General features: G+C 72.1%; 10 protein-coding genes. 9 read left to right on the plus strand and 1 reads right to left on the minus strand.

Features of this window, described 5'->3' with window-relative positions; translation table 11 throughout:
* Positions 1 to 211: 211 nt before the first annotated feature.
* Entirely contained in the window at positions 212 to 640 is a 429-nt protein-coding gene (locus tag ACFT32_RS09880) for a hypothetical protein (protein ID WP_382487735.1), read from the plus strand.
* Here the strand turns inward: ACFT32_RS09880 and ACFT32_RS09885 are convergent.
* Entirely contained in the window at positions 606 to 1,094 is a 489-nt protein-coding gene (locus tag ACFT32_RS09885; protein ID WP_382488840.1) for a hypothetical protein, read from the minus strand. The two genes, ACFT32_RS09880 and ACFT32_RS09885, sit on opposite strands and share 35 nt — an antisense overlap.
* Positions 1,095 to 1,802: 708 nt before the next feature.
* Between ACFT32_RS09885 and ACFT32_RS09890 the strand changes: the two genes are divergently transcribed.
* The 8 genes from ACFT32_RS09890 to ACFT32_RS09925 all read left to right on the plus strand — a co-directional run bounded on the left by ACFT32_RS09890 (position 1,803) and on the right by ACFT32_RS09925 (position 16,123).
* Complete coding sequence (locus ACFT32_RS09890; protein ID WP_382487736.1) at positions 1,803 to 3,668, plus strand: phage tail sheath family protein; 1,866 nt, start codon at positions 1,803 to 1,805, stop codon at positions 3,666 to 3,668.
* A 33-nt stretch (positions 3,669 to 3,701) separates the two neighbouring features.
* Positions 3,702 to 4,226 (plus strand): phage tail protein, encoded by a 525-nt coding sequence (locus ACFT32_RS09895; protein ID WP_004003113.1) that lies wholly within the window; start codon positions 3,702 to 3,704, stop codon positions 4,224 to 4,226.
* Between the two features lie 153 nt (positions 4,227 to 4,379).
* On the plus strand, positions 4,380 to 5,111 hold the full coding sequence (locus tag ACFT32_RS09900; protein WP_382487739.1) for a hypothetical protein: 732 nt from the start codon (positions 4,380 to 4,382) through the stop codon (positions 5,109 to 5,111).
* On the plus strand, positions 5,104 to 5,856 hold the full coding sequence (locus ACFT32_RS09905; protein WP_382487740.1) for a hypothetical protein: 753 nt from the start codon (positions 5,104 to 5,106) through the stop codon (positions 5,854 to 5,856). Before ACFT32_RS09900 ends, ACFT32_RS09905 begins: the two co-directional genes overlap by 8 nt.
* Positions 5,857 to 5,929: 73 nt before the next feature.
* A complete protein-coding gene (locus tag ACFT32_RS09910) occupies positions 5,930 to 6,799 on the plus strand; it encodes a DUF4255 domain-containing protein (protein ID WP_382487742.1) in 870 nt (289 codons plus the stop codon).
* 32 nt (positions 6,800 to 6,831) lie between these two features.
* Complete coding sequence (locus tag ACFT32_RS09915) at positions 6,832 to 8,946, plus strand: ATP-binding protein (protein WP_382487744.1); 2,115 nt, start codon at positions 6,832 to 6,834, stop codon at positions 8,944 to 8,946.
* Between the two features lie 29 nt (positions 8,947 to 8,975).
* Entirely contained in the window at positions 8,976 to 9,254 is a 279-nt protein-coding gene (locus ACFT32_RS09920; RefSeq protein WP_382487746.1) for a hypothetical protein, read from the plus strand.
* The gene (locus ACFT32_RS09925; RefSeq protein ID WP_382487747.1) at positions 9,251 to 16,123 is read left to right on the plus strand and encodes a DUF4157 domain-containing protein; all 6,873 of its coding nucleotides are present in this window, start codon (positions 9,251 to 9,253) and stop codon (positions 16,121 to 16,123) included. Before ACFT32_RS09920 ends, ACFT32_RS09925 begins: the two co-directional genes overlap by 4 nt.
* Positions 16,124 to 16,131 lie beyond the last annotated feature (8 nt).

Consider the following 16,131-nt stretch of genomic DNA (forward strand, 5'->3'; position numbering starts at 1 on the left):
GGATGCGCCGGGCCCGGTCGAGGAAACCGGCGGACCGGGGTCCGGGGTTCCGCATGACCGGCCGGGAAGCGGCTCTGCTCTGAACGGGCGACCGCCTGACTGGATGTTTGTCCGGACCCCGCATGCCGCCGTACGGGTGACGGGTTCACTCGACCCGACGGACGGGGTCCCGGCCGCGTACCACCGGCGCGCGGCATGGCGTTGCCCTGGCATGGACAGCACTGCGACGGCGTGGCGCCTGCTCGGGAACGACGCCGCGTCCCGGCCGTACGCCGAACTCACCAGCGGATACTCGGGCCATCCGCCGATCTACGCGGCTCTGGTCGCCGAGTGGGAGGCGAGGGGCCACACCACCCCGGAGCACCGTGACGGCCAGTGGGTCTCCTTCGCCGCGCCGACCGAGAGCGAGACCTGGACGGCCGTCCCCGCGTGGAACACCGGCCCGCACCTGGGCCCGGTCGTCCCCAGCGGCCCCCACCCGTCTGCCGGCCGGCTCACAGGCTCGGTCGTCCCTGCCGGCGCACCCCCGGCCCCCGGCCGCCACACAGGCCTGGTCGCCCATCGGCACCCGGGAACCCCGGCCGCCCCTCCCGCCGCCGTCCGTCTCACCAGCCCTCAAGGGCCACCGGCTCCGCGCTGACCGGTGCCAGGACCGCGAGGGTGCCCGTGGCCTCGCGCAGGGCCGATTCGAGTGTGCCGGGGGAGTGCAGGGCGCCGGTGCCGTCCGGTGGGACGAGCCACTCCAGGCGGCCGGCGGGCCGGTACGGCGGCGGTACGGCGACCCAGGAACCACGGCCGACGTGCCGGACCCCGAACCCCACCCACTCGCTGACGGGGTCGGGCGGAAGGAAGAAACCCACTCTGCGCGCCGTGCAGTCCACCAGGGTGGGGCCCGGCACCTTCAGCGGATCGCGCCACAGGTAGTCAAGGGCGAGCAGGCCGAGCCGGTCGGGAACGCTCAGCACGTCCCAGTAGCGCCCGGCCTCCACGAGAACCGTGCCCGCGCCGTAGTCCCACTCCCGCTTGCACTCCTGGGGGTCCGTGGCGGCCGCGGCGAGCCACTCGACGGCTTGCTTCCACATGACGCTCTGCATGGCCACCCCAGGCACAGTCGGCGCGCCCCGAAGGACGCACGCGGGACACGGGCCGGTGGCCCACGGGTATCCGGGAGATCCGCGGTGCCGGTCCGGCCCAGTCATGCTCGTAGATATTTCTAGGCGCCGGAAGGGGTGGCGTGGCCTGGCGTTTGGGTCGGGCATGTCCCGGTCGAAACAGGGCACTCGAAGGCGCAACACGTAAGGCCGCGGTCAACTCCGTACGCGTCCACGCCGCCCATACGAAACCGGCCACTGGCCGATGAACGACTCGGGGAGAACTCGGGGAGTGCGCTGGGCGGGCGGGCCGTCGTCGCAGGAAATGCGCGGCCTCCCAGGCGTGCCCGCCACCCGCGTTCACACCCCCTGTGCGCGAAGTGTGGGCCAGTCCACGAGGGCGCGCGGGCAGGATGTGTTAATCGGGGAAGTTTGCCTTCACAAAACCTTCCAGTGTGCTGGCCAGAACCTGTCTTGTTCGGTCAACTCCGAACGCACCAAGGTGGATTGAGCACTTGAGCATCAGGAGTCACAAGCGCGCTGCTTGACCCGTGCGACCGAACCGCACGGGTACTGACGGGGGAACTGATGAGGTGCGCGTGCCCACCGCCGACGCTCGGGGGGCAGTTCCTCGCGCACGGCCGGAACGTCCCTCCCTCACCGTCTCTTGGTGCCGTCATCCGGTGCCCGAGACAGGGATTAGGAGGGGGAATGCCGATGAGTGCAGTGAGCGCCGCCAAGCCGACGTATCCCGGTGTCTACGTCGAAGAGCTTCCCAGCAGCACCCGCACCATCTCGACCCTGACCACTTCGGTGACCGCCTTCGTGGGCCACACCCGCCGCGGTCCGCTGAACGAGCCGGTGCGCGTCACCAGCTTCACGGAGTTCGAGCGCCGCTTCGGAGGCCTGAGCGCCCAGAGCGCCGTCGGCTACGCCGTTCACCAGTTCTTCGGCAACGGCGGCAGCGTCGCCGTGATCGTCCGGGTCGCCAAGGCCGGCAGCGGCCAGGCCGCCTGCGTCACGCTGGAGTCCACCGAGGGCCACAGCGAGTGCGACGTCCTCAAGGTGCACGCCAAGGAACCCGGTGTGTGGGGCAACGGCCTGCGCGTCGCCGTCGACTACGACACGCCCTGCCCCGACGAGACCTTCAACCTGCGCGTCCACGACGCCAAGGGCGAGGCCCGCGAGAGCTTCACCGGTCTGTCCGCCGACCCGTCCAGCGGCCGGTACGTGCAGACCGTCGTCAACGCCGGCTCCCGGCTGATCCGCGTCGAGGTCGTCGGCGAGGGCCGGCCCGACCCGTCCGGCACCGTCTCCAAGCCGTTCGGGCACGAGCTGCCCGACCTCGCCGTGGACCTCACCGTCAAGATCGGCGACGTCGAGCGGGAGTTCACGCTCCACGACCCCGACTGCGACGGCGAGGCCCCGCACTCCGTCGCCGAGCTGGCGCTGCTGCTGGAGCGCAAGCTGCGCGCCCTGCCCGACGCGCCCGGCAAGCACGCCTTCGCCGGCGCCGAGGTCACCGCCTTCGGCCGGCGCGTCCAGGTCGTCGCCGGCTCCACCGACCCCGACGACGTCGTCCGCTTCCTCGGCGAGTGCGCCAACGACCTCGGCCTCGAGGCCTCCGTCAACCCGCCCGTCTTCCCGCTGGAGGGCGGCGAGGACGGCGAGGCGCCCGGCCCGCGCGACCTCATCGGCTCCGAGGCCGACAAGTCCGGCATCCAGGCCCTGCGCGGCGTCGCCGACGTCAACCTGCTCGTGCTGCCCGAACTCGCGGCGTACGAGAAGGCGGAGGACGCCGTCACCGTCGTCTCGGCCGCCCAGCGGCTGTGCCAGGAGCGGCGGATCTTCCTGCTGGTCGACGCGCCGAGCACCTGGGTCAGCGTGGACACGGCCCGTGCCGGGCTCGCCGCGTTCGACGCCGTCCGCGGCAACCACGCGGGCCTGTACTTCCCGCACCTCCAGCTCACCGACCCGCTCACCGGCAGGCTGCGCTCCTTCCCGCCGTCCGGCGCCGTCGCGGGTGTCATCGCCCGTACGGACTCCGAGCGCGGCGTGTGGAAGGCCCCGGCCGGCACCGAGGCGCGGCTCGCGGGCGTGCACTCGCTCACGGTCAACCTGACCGACCGCGAGACCGGCCTGCTCAACCCGCTCGGCGTCAACGTCCTGCGGACGTTCCCGGTGACCGGCCCGGTCGTCTGGGGCGCGCGCACGCTGGAGGGCTCCGACGCCCTCGACAGCGAGTGGAAGTACGTGCCTGTGCGGCGGCTCGCCCTGCATGTCGAGGAGAGCCTCCAGCGGGGCCTGCAGTGGGTGGTGTTCGAGCCCAACGACGAGAACCTGTGGCAGCAGATCCGCCTCAACGCCTCGTCCTACCTGCACACGCTCTTCCGCCAGGGCGCCTTCAAGGGCGGCACACCGCGCGAGGCCTACTTCGTCAAGTGCGACAGCGACACCACGACCGACGAGGACATCGAGAACGGCATCGTCAACGTCCTGGTCGGCATCGCGCCGGTCCGCCCGGCCGAGTTCGTGGTCGTCAAGATCCAGCAGACGTCCGGACAGTTCGCGCTCTAAGGAACGCTCCAAGGAATCCCTGAGGACATTTCGATGGCAGAGTTCACGGTCAACGCCCATCGTTTCGACCCGTACAAGAACTTCAAGTTCCTGGTCCTGTGGGACGGTCGGACGGTCGCGGGCATCAGCAAGATCAGTCCCCTCAAGCGGACCACCGAGGTCGTCAAGCACCGCCACGGCGGCGACCCCTCGTCACCGCGCAAGTCGCCGGGCCGCTCCGAGTTCGAGGGCATCACCCTGGAGCGCGGCGTCACGCACGACCCCGAGTTCGACCGCTGGGCCAACAAGGTCTGGCAGGTCGGCGCGGGCCTCGGCTCGGAGGTGTCCCTCGCGGACTTCCGCAAGGACATCGTGATCCAGGTCCTCAACGAGGCCGGGCAGGTCGCCGTCTCGCACAAGCTGTACCGGACCTGGCCGAGTGAGTACCAGGTCCTCGGCGAACTGGACGCCAACGCCAACGCGGTGGCCATTCAGTCGCTGAAGCTCGAGTGCGAGGGCTGGGAGCGGGATTACGAGGTGCCGGAGCCGGAGGAGCCCTCGTTCCTCAACCCGGCGTAGGCACTCCGCTGGGAGAGCCGTAGTGGGGTCGTTGGCTGTCTGGCGGGTTCGTTGTGGCTGGTCGCGCAGTTCCCGCGCCCCTGTGGGGCGCGTTGCCGAACCGGCCAGGAGTTCATTGAACCTGCCCAGACGCAGGCAAGGGGGGGACAGAGCGTGATCACGCGGGCGGCTGATGTGCTGGCCACCTGGGAGTCCGGGCTCGGGCAGGCGCCGGCCGGGCGGGCGGTGCTGTTGCACCGGGCTGCCCGGCCGGATCTGGGCGGTGATCAGCAGGCGCTGCTGTCGCTCCCGGTGGGGGAGCGGGAGGCGGATCTGTTCGCCCTGCGCCGGGCCCTGTTCGGGGAGCGGATGCAGGTGCGCCTGGACTGCTCGGCGTGCGGCGCGGACATGGAGTTCGAGCTGGACGCCGGGGAGTTCGCCCGCACCCTGGCCGACCGGGGCGATCCGCTGGTGCGGGTCGCCGAGGACGGCTGGGAGGTCGAGTTCCGGGTGCCCGGCGTCGCCGACCTGACGGCGGCGGCCCGGGCGGCCGACCCGCGCGGCGTGCTGCTGGCGCGGTGTGTGGTGAGCGCCGTACGCGAGGGGGAGACCGTGTCCGCGGACACGCTGCCCGTCACCGTACAGCGGCGGATCGCCGAGGCGGCCCGGACCGCCGACCCGGGGGCCGACGTCACGCTCGCCATCGCCTGCCCCGAATGCGGGGAGCCCACCCGGGCCGAGCTGGACATCGCCTCCTACCTGTGGACCGAACTGGACGCCTGGGCCCGGGACCTCCTGCTCGACGTCCATCTGCTCGCCACCGCGTACGGCTGGAGCGAGCCGGAGATCCTGGCGCTCAGCCCGCTGCGGCGCCGTTACTACCTGGAGCTGTGTGCGGATGTCTGACTCCACCTCGCAAGGGCGGCCGGAGCCCGACTTCCTGGACCGGCTGCTCGCCCGGCACGCGACGCCCGCCACGCGGCGACCCGGCGTGGTGCGCGTACGGCCGCGGCTGGCCGGTCCGTTCGAACGCGTCGAGGCGGTACGGGCCGCCGCGCCGGACCCGGCCGGTACCGAGCCGCTGTGGCCCGTAGTCGCCCCGGACGCCGTCGCCCGGCCGGACGGGACGCGCCCGGCGGCCCGTGAGGTCGTCCGTACGGAACGGGAGCGGACGGTCGTACGGACCGAGCAGGCCCCGGCGTCCGACGAACCCGCACTTCGGCCGGCCCGGCCGGCCGAGTCCGAAGGGCCGCTGCTGCGTCCCGTCACACCCACGGTCCCCGTGCTGCGGCCGGTCCCCGACACCGCCCGCCGCGCGGCGGGCCGGGGCCGCACCGAGCGGGCGGCCCCCACGAACGCGGCGTCCGTGCCGACCCCCCCTGGTACGGACGCCGCTTCCCCCGCCGCCGTGTCCGCCCCGCGGCGCCCCCGCGCGGCGGACACGGCGGCCGCACGGGACGCCGTCCGGCAGGCCGCGGCCCGCCGTCCCGGGCGCCCGGCCGAGCAGGTGGTGCAGGTGCAGATCGGGCGGCTGGAGGTCACCGCGGGCGGCACGCCGCAGGGCGGTGGCGACAGGCCCCGGCCACGGGACGGGGAGCGCCCCCGGGCCGCGGTCAGTCTCGCGGACTATCTGGCCAGGGGGCGCGAGTGAGTGACACACGACGGCACTACAGCCGTACGACGAGAAGGACCAGGACGAGCAGAGGGACCGAGGAACCGACGCCATGAGCAACGCACTTGCCCTCGCCCATGTCACCCAGGCCCTCGCCCTGCTGATCGAGGCCAACCTTCCGCCGGACATCGACATCGCGGTGAAGGTCGAGCCGCGCAAGCCGCCGGCCGACCCGCCTCTCGAGCCGACCATCACCGTGTTCCTGTACCAGGTCACGCCCAACACCTCGCAGCGCAACAACGACCTGCCGGCCCGGGCGTCCGACGGAACGCTGGTCCGGCGTCCGGCCGCAGCGCTCGACCTGCACTACCTGATCAGCGCGTACGGCGAGGAGGCGGAACTGGTCGGGCAGCGCCTGATCGGCTCGGTGGTGCGCACCCTGCACGAGATACCCGTACTGCCCAGGGACATCATCGAACTCGCCGGTCAGCGCCCGCACTTGAGCGGGAGCGACCTGGCCGAGGCGGTGCAGCGGGTGCGGTTCACGCCGACGGTGATGGACGTCGACGAGACGTCCAAGCTGTGGGGGATGCTCCACCAGACGCCGTACACGCTGTCCGTCGTCTACCAGGCGGTCCTGGTCCTCATCGACGGGCGCGAGACGCCGGTACCGGCGAAGCCGGTGGAACGGCCGGAGGTGCGGGTGCTGCCGTTCGGGGCGCCGGGCGCGCCGGTGCCGCCGGCCGCCTCGCCGGAGCCGACTCCCGACGGCCCGCCCTCGCAGGGTGCAGCGGAGCCGTCCGGCGTACCGGTGAAGGCCGTCGCCAAGACACCGGCGAAGACCCCCGCGAAGCCGACCCGGGGACGTAAGCCCGCGCCGCCCGCCAGGGCCGCGAAGAAGACGGCCGCCAAGTCCGCGAAATCCCCGCAGACACGGTCGGCGGCGGAGAACACGGACGGCGACGAGGACACGGAGAACTGAGGCACATGGGAGCGGCGGGGGCAGGTGAGGACATGAGAGCGCACGGCACGGGCGCCGCGGGAACGACGGCTGCCGCCGCGCCGGGCGTCGGCACGACGCTGACCGCCGAGATCCGGCGTGTCCTGGCCCGCGTCGACGCTCATGCGAGGCGGGCGGCGGGGGAGAGGCCCGGGGGCACGGCCTCGCGTCGTGGTGCGCAGGATGGTGCGGGTGCGGGTGCGGGCGAAGGCGTTGGGGTCGCCGCGCAGCGTGTGTCGCAGGACAGCGCGGATGCGGAGCGCGTCGCAGATGGTCCCTCCGACAGCGGCGCCGCGCAGCGTGTCTCGCGGGTCCCCGACGGCCCCGGCGTCGCGCCCCTCGACGCCCTGGTCGCCTGCTTCGGGCTCACCGTGTTCGAGCGTGACCTCGTGCTGCTCGCCGCCGCGCAGGAGCTGGAGCCGACGACCGGCGCCCGGTGTGCCGCCGCGAGTGGTGATCCGGAGCGGGCGTACCCGACGTTCTCGCTCGCCCTGGCCGCCCTGGACGAACCGCACTGGAGCGCGCTGCCGCCCGTGTCGCCGCTGCGTCGCTGGCGGATCGTGGAGCTGGACGACGCGTCACGCCTGACGACCTCCCGGCTCCGGCTCGACGAACGCATCCTGCACTTCCTGCTCGGCTCGCCCTACCTGGACGCCCGGCTGCACGGCCAGCTGCGCCGCACGCCGGTGCCCGACCGGCTGCCGCCGTCGTACGACCTCGCCGCGAGCGGCGTCGCGGCCGGCTGGACGGACGGCGCCCGCCCCGACGCGCCCCTGCTCGTCGAACTGGTCGGCGGCGACCTGCGCAGCCGTGCCGACATCGCCGCCGCGGCCGCCGCGCGTGCCGGACTCGGGCTGTACGCGCTGGGCGCCGAGGACATCCCCGTCGACCCCGCCGAACGCGACCGGTTCGCCCGGCTGTGGCAGCGCGAGGCGATCCTGCTGCCCGCCGCGCTGCTCCTGGAGTTCGGCGAGCCGGACCGGGATCAGCAGGCCGCCACGGAGGCGTTCCTGGCCGGGGCCGCCGTACCGGTCGTCGTGTCGAGCGCCGACCCGCGCCGCACGGACCGCCCGCACGGCACCCGGGTGAGCGTGCCGCGCCTGGACGACGAGGAGCAACTGGCCCTGTGGACGGACGCGTTCAGTGACGTGGCTGACCTGGAGCAGACCGAACTGCGCTCCCTGATCGCCCAGTTCGAACTGCCGCCGCACGTCGTACGGTCCGCCGCGGCCACCGTCCGCCGTGAACTGCCCTACGAGGACGAGCTCGACGCCGCCGGCCTGGCCTGGCGGGCCGGTATGGACGAGGCCCGGGTCGGCATGGACGAACTCGGCCGCCGTATCGAACCGCAGGCCGGCTGGAACGACCTCGTGCTGCACGAGCGGCAGACCGGTGTGCTGCGCGAGATCGTCGCGCATGTGCGTCAGCGCGCCATGGTCCACCAGGAGTGGGGCTTCGCGGCCACCCTGCGCCGCGGCCTCGGCGTCACCGCGCTCTTCGCCGGCGGCTCCGGCACGGGGAAGACCCTGGCCGCCGAGGTGATGGCAAAGGAACTCGGCCTCGACCTGTTCGTCATCGACCTCTCGCAGGTCGTCAGCAAGTACATCGGCGAGACCGAGAAGAACCTCCGCCGCGTCTTCGACGCCGCCGAACGCGGCGGCGCGCTCCTCCTCTTCGACGAGGCCGACGCCCTGTTCGGCAAGCGCAGCGAGGTCAAGGACAGCCACGACCGGTACGCCAATCTCGAGGTCAGCTATCTGCTGATGCGGATGGAGGCCTACCGCGGCCTAGCCATCCTCACAACCAACATGAAGAAGGCCCTGGACAACGCCTTCCTGCGGCGCATCCGCTTCGTCGTCGACTTCCCCTTCCCGGCCGAGCACGAACGCGCCGAGATCTGGCGCCGTGTGCTGCCGCCGCAGGCCCCGGTGAAGGACATCGATCCGCGGCTGCTCGCGCAGCTGACCGTGGCGGGCGGCTCGATCCGCAACATCGCCCTGTCGGGCGCGTTCCTCGCCGCCGAGGAGGGCGAATCCCTCCAGATGCGGCACATGCTCGCGGGAGCCCGTACCGAATACCTCAAGCTGGAACGCTCCTTGACGCCGACGGAGGTCCGCGGATGGGTGTGACACAGACAGGCGCAACCGGTGGGACGCGGGTGGGTGCGACACCGGCGCCGCGCGAGATCCGTGTGGAGATAGGCGAGCTGGTCCTCGACGGATTCCGCGCGGACCCCGACCGGGTCTCGGCCGCCTTCGAGGACGAGCTGACCCGGCTGGTCCGCGAGCGCGGCGTGCCCGCCGACGGTCCTTGGACGGCCGACGTCCTGTCCGGCCTGCCCCCGCTGCCCGCCGGCCTGTCCGCCCGCCGCCTCGGGCAGGAACTGGCGCGCGCGGTGCACGAAGGCCTGTGCGGCCGCGGGGAGGTGACGTCATGAGTAACTCACCGACCCAGGACAGCCGTTCCGAGCAGTCCGCCGAGCAGCGCCGCCGCAAGCGCAAGGAGCGCGCGGCCACGTCCCGCGCCCCCGAGCCGAAGAACATCGTCAGCGGCGCGGGCCAGCCGCTCGATCCGGGCGTACGACGGGAGCTGGAGGAGCGCCTCGGGCACGATCTGAGCCGCGTACGCCTGCACACCGGCCGGGACGCCGGTCAGCTCGCGGACCTGCTCGGCGCGGACGCGGTCGCCGTCGGCCAGGACATCTTCTTCGGCGAGGGGGCGTACCGGCCGGGCACCGACGAGGGCCGCCGGCTGCTCGCCCACGAGTTGCTGCACACCGTCCAGAACCCGCACGGGCTCGGCACCCTGCGCGCAGGCCGCGACCTGGGCGCGGTGAGCCTGCCGCAGCAGGCCATCGAACGGGAGGCCGAGTCGGCCGCGCAGGAGCTGGTACGGGGCACGGAACCCGGGCCGGACGCGGCCGCGGACCTCGACCAGGCACAGGCCACCCCCGGCTGGCTCCGCTACGCGACCGTCGACGCCGACCGCCGCCGCACGGAGCAACTGGACCCCGCGACCCTCGTCGACCGCCTCGCCAACGGCCTTCTGCGTTCCCTGCGCGGCGACCCGGAGGACCGGTCGGGCCGCGTCCGGATCCAGCTGGCCCGCATGGCGCCCGAGGTGCAGGACAGCGTCCTGGACCGACTGGAACTGCGGCTGCCCGTGCCCGTCGTCGACCGGCTGCTGGAGGGCGTGGAGGAGACGGAGCGGTCGGGCCCGCTGCCGATGGAGGCCGCCGCGGCTCCCCTGGCCGTACCCGGTGCGGCGGAGGAGATCGAGGAGGAGCGCGCTCGCGAGGACTCCGAAACCGATGCCGCCCCCGGCCAGGACGTAGGGCCGAACGAGCCCGGCAAGCCCGGCGGGGAAGCGAAGGACGGCCGGCCCGCGCCCGGTGGCGACCGGGAGGAGGACGCCGGGAACCAGGACGGAGGATCCGCCTCCGGCGACGCCGGCCAGGAGAACGCCCAGGAGCCCGCCCAGGGCGGCGCCGGTTCGGCCGGGCGGCGGCAGGAGGGGGCCCAGGAGGAGCAGGAGCGCTCGCAGGATCGGCAGGGGGAGAAGGACGCCTCCGGACGGGACGCCGAGAAGGACGCCGCCGACGAACGCAAGGACGCCTCGGACACCGAACGCGACCAGCAGGACCAGGACAAGCAGGACGAGCGCGACGCCGAGGAGGACCGGGGCGGCCCCGAGGACGAGGCGGCCCAGGAGCCCGAGAAGCAGGCCGGCGAGCAGGAGCGGCGCGAGGACGGGGGCGCGTCCGAGGCGACCCGCCGCCAGGCCCCCGCCCCGGGCACCGTCGACCGCAGCGGCGCAGAGCCCGGGGAGAAGTCCCGGACCGGCGGGGACACCGGAACGGCCCGTTCCGTGGGCGACCCGGAGAACGAACAGGACGGCGACGACGAGCCGTTGGGCCTGGACGCGGAACCCGCGCAGGACGAGACGGAACGGGAGGCGGGTGACGACACGGCCGGGGCGGCCGCGCAGCCCGTGCCCGATGCCGACCTGGTCGGATACACGGACGCGGCGAGGAACCCGGGCCTCGCCGAGGAGCGACGGAAGGGTACGGCCCCGCTGCCCAGCCTGTCGTCAGCCTCCGAAGCCCCGACGCCGGACACGGCAGCGCAGGAGGCCACGCCCGGTAACACGTCCCGGGACGCCGCGGCGCGCTCCGAGGAGGAGGAAGGCAGCGGCGGCGAGTCCTTCGAGGACCTCCTGAGCGGTACGGCCAACGCGCAGCAGAGCGACGCGTCCGGAATCGGCGGCGCCCTCGGTACGGCGTCTCCGGGTGCGGCCTCGACGGCGGACACCGCCGGGACGGACCGGGACCGGAAGCAGTCGGACGAACGCCGGGAGGACGCCGAGGCCGCACGGCGCGACGAGGAGGCCCGGACCTCGGACGCCGCGGCGGCCGGTGCGGCCGCGGGGCCCGGTGAGACCGCCGCGCCGGACCAGTTGGCCAAGTCGGGCGAGGACGCCCGTACGCAGGGTGCCGGTGCACCGTCGAGCACCGGGGCGCAGAGGGACGGCGCGGGCGAGACCGCCCAGAGCGCCCGGAAGCCTGAAGCCGGAACCCCCGACCGCAGTGGCGGCAAGGAGGCGGACTCCGGAGCGGACAAGGGCAAGGACAAGCAGGCCGACAAGTCCGAGGGCGGGCGCGAAGCGGGCGGCACGAGCGGCGCACGCGACACCGCAGACGACCAGGGGACCACGGCTCCCGCACCCGACACGTCCCCCGGTGGCCAGGAGACCTCCGAAGGCAAGGGCCCGGCCACCACTCCCGGCCCCGAGAGCGGGCCGGACAAGGTCTCCACCCCGGGGCCCTCGAGCGCGCCGAAACTGGCACCGGGCAACGGCCCTTCGCCCATGGCCGCGGGACCGCAGCCCAGGACCAACACTCCCAAGGCCGCCGAGTCCGCGGCCCCCACCGGATCATCCGGCGGCTCCACCAGCTCGCGCTCCCGCCCGGCGGGCAGCAAGCGCCAGGCCGCACGCAAGGCCGCGAAGACCGCGTCGCGCCGCGGCGGCGGAGGGGGCGGAGGCGGCGGCCGTAAGTCCGCGTCCCCCGCACCCGTACGCTCCGGCGGCCGCGGTGGCGGTGGCCGCTCCGCCGCGTCCGGCGGATCCAAAGCCAAGGCCAAGAAGGAGACCCCGCCGCCGGACGTCTCCAACGCCACCCCCGAGTCCGGTCTGTCGACGGCCGCGGGGCTGAAGCCGCACCAGGCCCTGGAAACGCTCAAGGGCGTCGGCAGCGCGGTCGGCCGCTCGGTCGACAAGGAACGCACCACCCTGCTCAAGGCACCGCCGAAGACGCAGCGGCCCTCCGGCTCCCCGCGTACCGTCCCCGGCGGCCCGCGGGCGGCGGCCCCGGGCACGTACACGAACGCCAAGGTCGCCCGTACGGACGCGGCTCAGGGCAAGACGCCCGAGATCAAGGGCGAGCAGAAGCCGGAAGGCGACGTCCCGGGCGCGAACGTGCCGGAGCCGAGCTGGTGGGACATCGCCGTCACCATCGGCGCCCAGCTGTTCGGCAAGCTGCTGAAGGAGATCCTCCCGCTCGACGACCTGATCGACTCCATCCTGGGGCTGCCGACCCAGGACGAGGGGCTGAAGAACGCCCGCGTGGGCGACGCCCCGAGGCTTCCGCTGGAGAACGACTCGGACCCGCAGCGCACCGACGAGCAGGGCCGCAAGCTCGACGAGCGGAAGAACGAGCTGCACCAGTCGGGACGTGACGACGCGGCCCGCCCGATGGGCGAGGACCAGATCTATCCCGATGTGCCCAAGGAGACCCTGACCGGCAAGGTGGCCGGCGGGAAGAAGACGGCGAAGGGCGGCGGCGCACGGTCGGTGTCGGGCGGCGGTGTGCCGATCGAGTCCGCCTCCGCGGTCGCCGAGCACGACCGGGGCCCGCAGATCCAGGCCGGCTTCTCCCAGGGCCGGGACAAGATGGGGCAGGAGCGCCAGGCCAAGGACAAGAAGGCGGCGGACGACCGCAAGCAGCACGACCAGGACCTCCAGAAGGAGGTCACGGCCAGCGGAAAGAAGCAGTCCGACGCCCGTGACAAGGGCCGTTCCGACATCGCCGACTCACGAGACCGGTGGCGAGGGGAGCAGGACGACAAGGTCTCGGAGATCGACGGCAAGAAGGGCAAGAAGTACGACAAGGTCCGCGACGACATCAAGAAGAAGGAGGAGGACACCGACAAGGACGTCGACAAGCGGACCGAGGACGACAACAAGAAGATCGACGACGAGCAGACGGGCGCCGAGAAGGAGGCGGAGAAGAAGCAGGAGGACGGCAAGGACGACGCCGACAACTGGCTCGAAGAGGCCATCGAGAAGCTCAAGGAGTTCTTCGAGAAGCTCAAGAACGCCATCAAGAGCGTCTTCGAGAAGGCCCGTCAGGTCGTCACCGACCTCATCGACAAGTTCAAGCAGCAGGTCTTCAAGCTCATCGACGACGCCCGCAACTGGGTCATCGACCAGATCAACACCTTCGCCGACGCGCTGATCGCCCTCGGTGACGAGCTCCTCGCCGACTACCCGGCGATGCGCGACAAGTGGCGCAACACGATCGACGGCGCGCGCGACTGGGCGGTACAGAAGGTCAACGAGTTCGCCGACGCGCTCAAGGAGGTCGCCGGCAAGCTCCTCGACGGCCTGTGCGGCGCGCTCCTGGCCGGGCTCGACGCCCTGGAGGGCGGCCTGCTGGCGGCGGTCGACATCGCCGAGACGGTCACCGTCGGGGCGCTGGAGTTCGGTGCCGCGGCCGTTGCCGCGCTCGGTGAGTGGGCGGCCATCTTCAACGACATCGTCTCCGACCCGGGCGACTGGATCAGCAAGGCCGGTGCCGCCGCGGAGACGGGCGCCAAGGAACACCTCTTCGAGGAGATCAAGACCGCGGTCAGGGCCTGGTTCAACCAGAAGGTCCAGGAGATCATCGGCATCCCGATGGAGGACTTCCAGGAGCTGATCTCCGGCGGTGTCACCGTCGAGCAGATGGCGCAGATGGCCTGGGACGAGGCCCTTCCCCAACTCCCGGTCATCATCGGCGTCATGGTCGTCGAGAAGGTCGTCGCCAAGCTCATCCCCGGCGCCGGCTGGGTCATGGCCGTCATCGACGCCCTCCAGACCGCGTGGGGCGCCCTCAGCGAGATCCTCGCCGCCTTCGGCCTGTTCATGGACTTCCTGAAGTCGGTCAAGAGCGGCAACGGCGCGCTGCCGTTCGCCAAGGCGGTCGCGGCCGGGGTCGTGGCCCTACTGGAACTGGTCTACGAGTTCCTCATCGAAGGCGTCGGCCGCTTCATGGGCAAGGTCGCCGAACGGCTCGGCGACATGCTCAAGAACCTCCGCACGAAGAAGAACAAGCCGGGCCCGTCCGACGCCCCGTCCCCGCCGGACGCCCCCACCAAGCCCAAGGACGACCGCACCCCGTCCCCGGACCGCACGGACGACCGCCCCGCGGACCGCACGGACGACAGGCCCGCCGACCGCCCGTCGCCCCCGCGGAAGCCGTCCCCGGACAAGACGTCCCGCCCCTCGCCGAAGCCCCGCCCCGGCAAGCGCTCCGCCCCGGAGAAGAAGCGCCGCCCGGCCCACACCACCCGCCCGAAGAAGCGCCGCGACGACGACGAACGCCGCGACGAGGGGCGCGAGGTGAACGCGGCCCGCAAGCGCATGCGGGACGCGGACCGCAGGATGAAGGACGACGACAGGGACGACCGCCCCGGCACGCCGTCCCGCCGAGGCCCGGCCCGCGACTCGGTCCGCCCGGACCGCCGCCGCGACCGGAACGACAGCGACCGCGACCCGAAGGACACTCGTCCGGGCGGCCGTCGTACGGACGACCGCCGGCATGACGACGACCGCAGGAACGACCGCCGACGGGACGACGACCGCCGTCGCGACGAAGACCGCCCCAACGACCGCCGCCGTGACGACGACAAGCGCCGCGACACCGACAAGGACCGCCCCCGCCGCCGCCCACTCCGACGCGCCCGCCAGACCATCAAGTCGGCGGTCAAGAGGGCCCGCCGGGCAGCCGGCAAGCTTTTCGGCAAGTCCCGCCGCAGGTTCGGCAACCGCGTGAACGACCGGCTGCGGAAGTTGCGCGACCAATGGCGGCGTCGGAATGAGCGCGTCAAGAACCGAGCAGGAGATCGCGATCGCCGACGCGAGAGGGAGAGCGAGCAGGAGAAGGACCCGACGCGTCAATACAACATGCCCAGGGTGCACTTCCGCGCCAGGGACGGCGAAGCACATACCTTGATGTATCAAGGCCGTGGTCGGGGTGCCGACTTGGTGGTCCGCAGCGACCCGAGGCAGATCCGCCGCTACTTGGATTCATGGGAAGCGGACATCGAGCCGATCAAGGACACTTCGCAGGGCCGTATGCAAGATGCGATTCACCACCAGGCGGAGGGAGCCCTTCGCGAGGTGAACGCCGATCAGCGAGGGCTTCCCGTGCGTGTGACCAACGCGAACTACCAACAGGCACTCGCAGCACGAGATCGACTGCACGACGAGTTGAAGCGTCTCGCCACACTGCTCGAGTACCGAGAGTCCGACGAGCCCAAGCCGCCGCTCCTCCCCACTATCATCCCGGAATTCCAGGACGGGATACGGGCTCGCGGTTTCGAGGCCACGGGGATCAACAAGAAGATTCCTCGCGGTCAGGTCTCCACACTGGCGCGACCCGGCAACCCGATCGGATGGGACACACTCCCCAGTACGGATACGACGTGGGTGCGCATGCACCTGCTGACCGAACGGCTCGCGGGCCCGGCCAAGGGCTCCAACCTGGTCCCTGCACCGGGTTCCGAGGTGAACACCAAATTCCATTACAGGTTGGAGGGGCCCGCGCACAGGGCCGTAGCGGTCAACAAGACCGAGGACATGATCTGGTATCAGGTGGCCGTCGCCTTCCACTCGGACGACCGGACAAACTCGGATTACGGGTATCCGAAATCGATCGGCATGAAATGGGGTGGCTACGAGCCCAAGGGCAAGCGCTGGGTCAGGAAGCCCACGGAGATGTCCTACGAGCGGGACAACGTCGAAAAGCCGGGCCGGTACACACACTTCAACATCAATGGCCGAAGCCCGGCGAAAATGGTCCGCGAGTTCAAGGTGACCCCCGTCTTCGCTAAGGCTGTCGTCTTGCAGGGGCCATACCGGGACTTCGTCTCTCTCCGGCTGAGGATGACCAAATACAAGAGGAAGCTGCCCGCGGGGCAGCTCACCACCTTCCAGGCAGACCTGGCCAAGCTTGCAGCCAGGCAGAACGAACTTCGTTACAACTGACCCCGGAG

Source organism: Streptomyces sp. NPDC057002 (genome assembly GCF_042673825.1).
Taxonomy (GTDB): domain Bacteria; phylum Actinomycetota; class Actinomycetes; order Streptomycetales; family Streptomycetaceae; genus Streptomyces.

Coding starts and splice junctions, on each gene's coding strand:
- ACFT32_RS09915 (WP_382487744.1), top strand. CDS start 6,832: ATGAGAGCGCACGGCACGGGCGCCGCGGGAACGACGGCTGCCGCCGCG.
- ACFT32_RS09895 (WP_004003113.1), top strand. CDS start 3,702: ATGGCAGAGTTCACGGTCAACGCCCATCGTTTCGACCCGTACAAGAAC.
- ACFT32_RS09890 (WP_382487736.1), top strand. CDS start 1,803: ATGCCGATGAGTGCAGTGAGCGCCGCCAAGCCGACGTATCCCGGTGTC.
- ACFT32_RS09925 (WP_382487747.1), top strand. CDS start 9,251: ATGAGTAACTCACCGACCCAGGACAGCCGTTCCGAGCAGTCCGCCGAG.
- ACFT32_RS09880 (WP_382487735.1), top strand. CDS start 212: ATGGACAGCACTGCGACGGCGTGGCGCCTGCTCGGGAACGACGCCGCG.
- ACFT32_RS09885 (WP_382488840.1), bottom strand. CDS start 1,094: ATGCAGAGCGTCATGTGGAAGCAAGCCGTCGAGTGGCTCGCCGCGGCC.
- ACFT32_RS09905 (WP_382487740.1), top strand. CDS start 5,104: ATGTCTGACTCCACCTCGCAAGGGCGGCCGGAGCCCGACTTCCTGGAC.
- ACFT32_RS09910 (WP_382487742.1), top strand. CDS start 5,930: ATGAGCAACGCACTTGCCCTCGCCCATGTCACCCAGGCCCTCGCCCTG.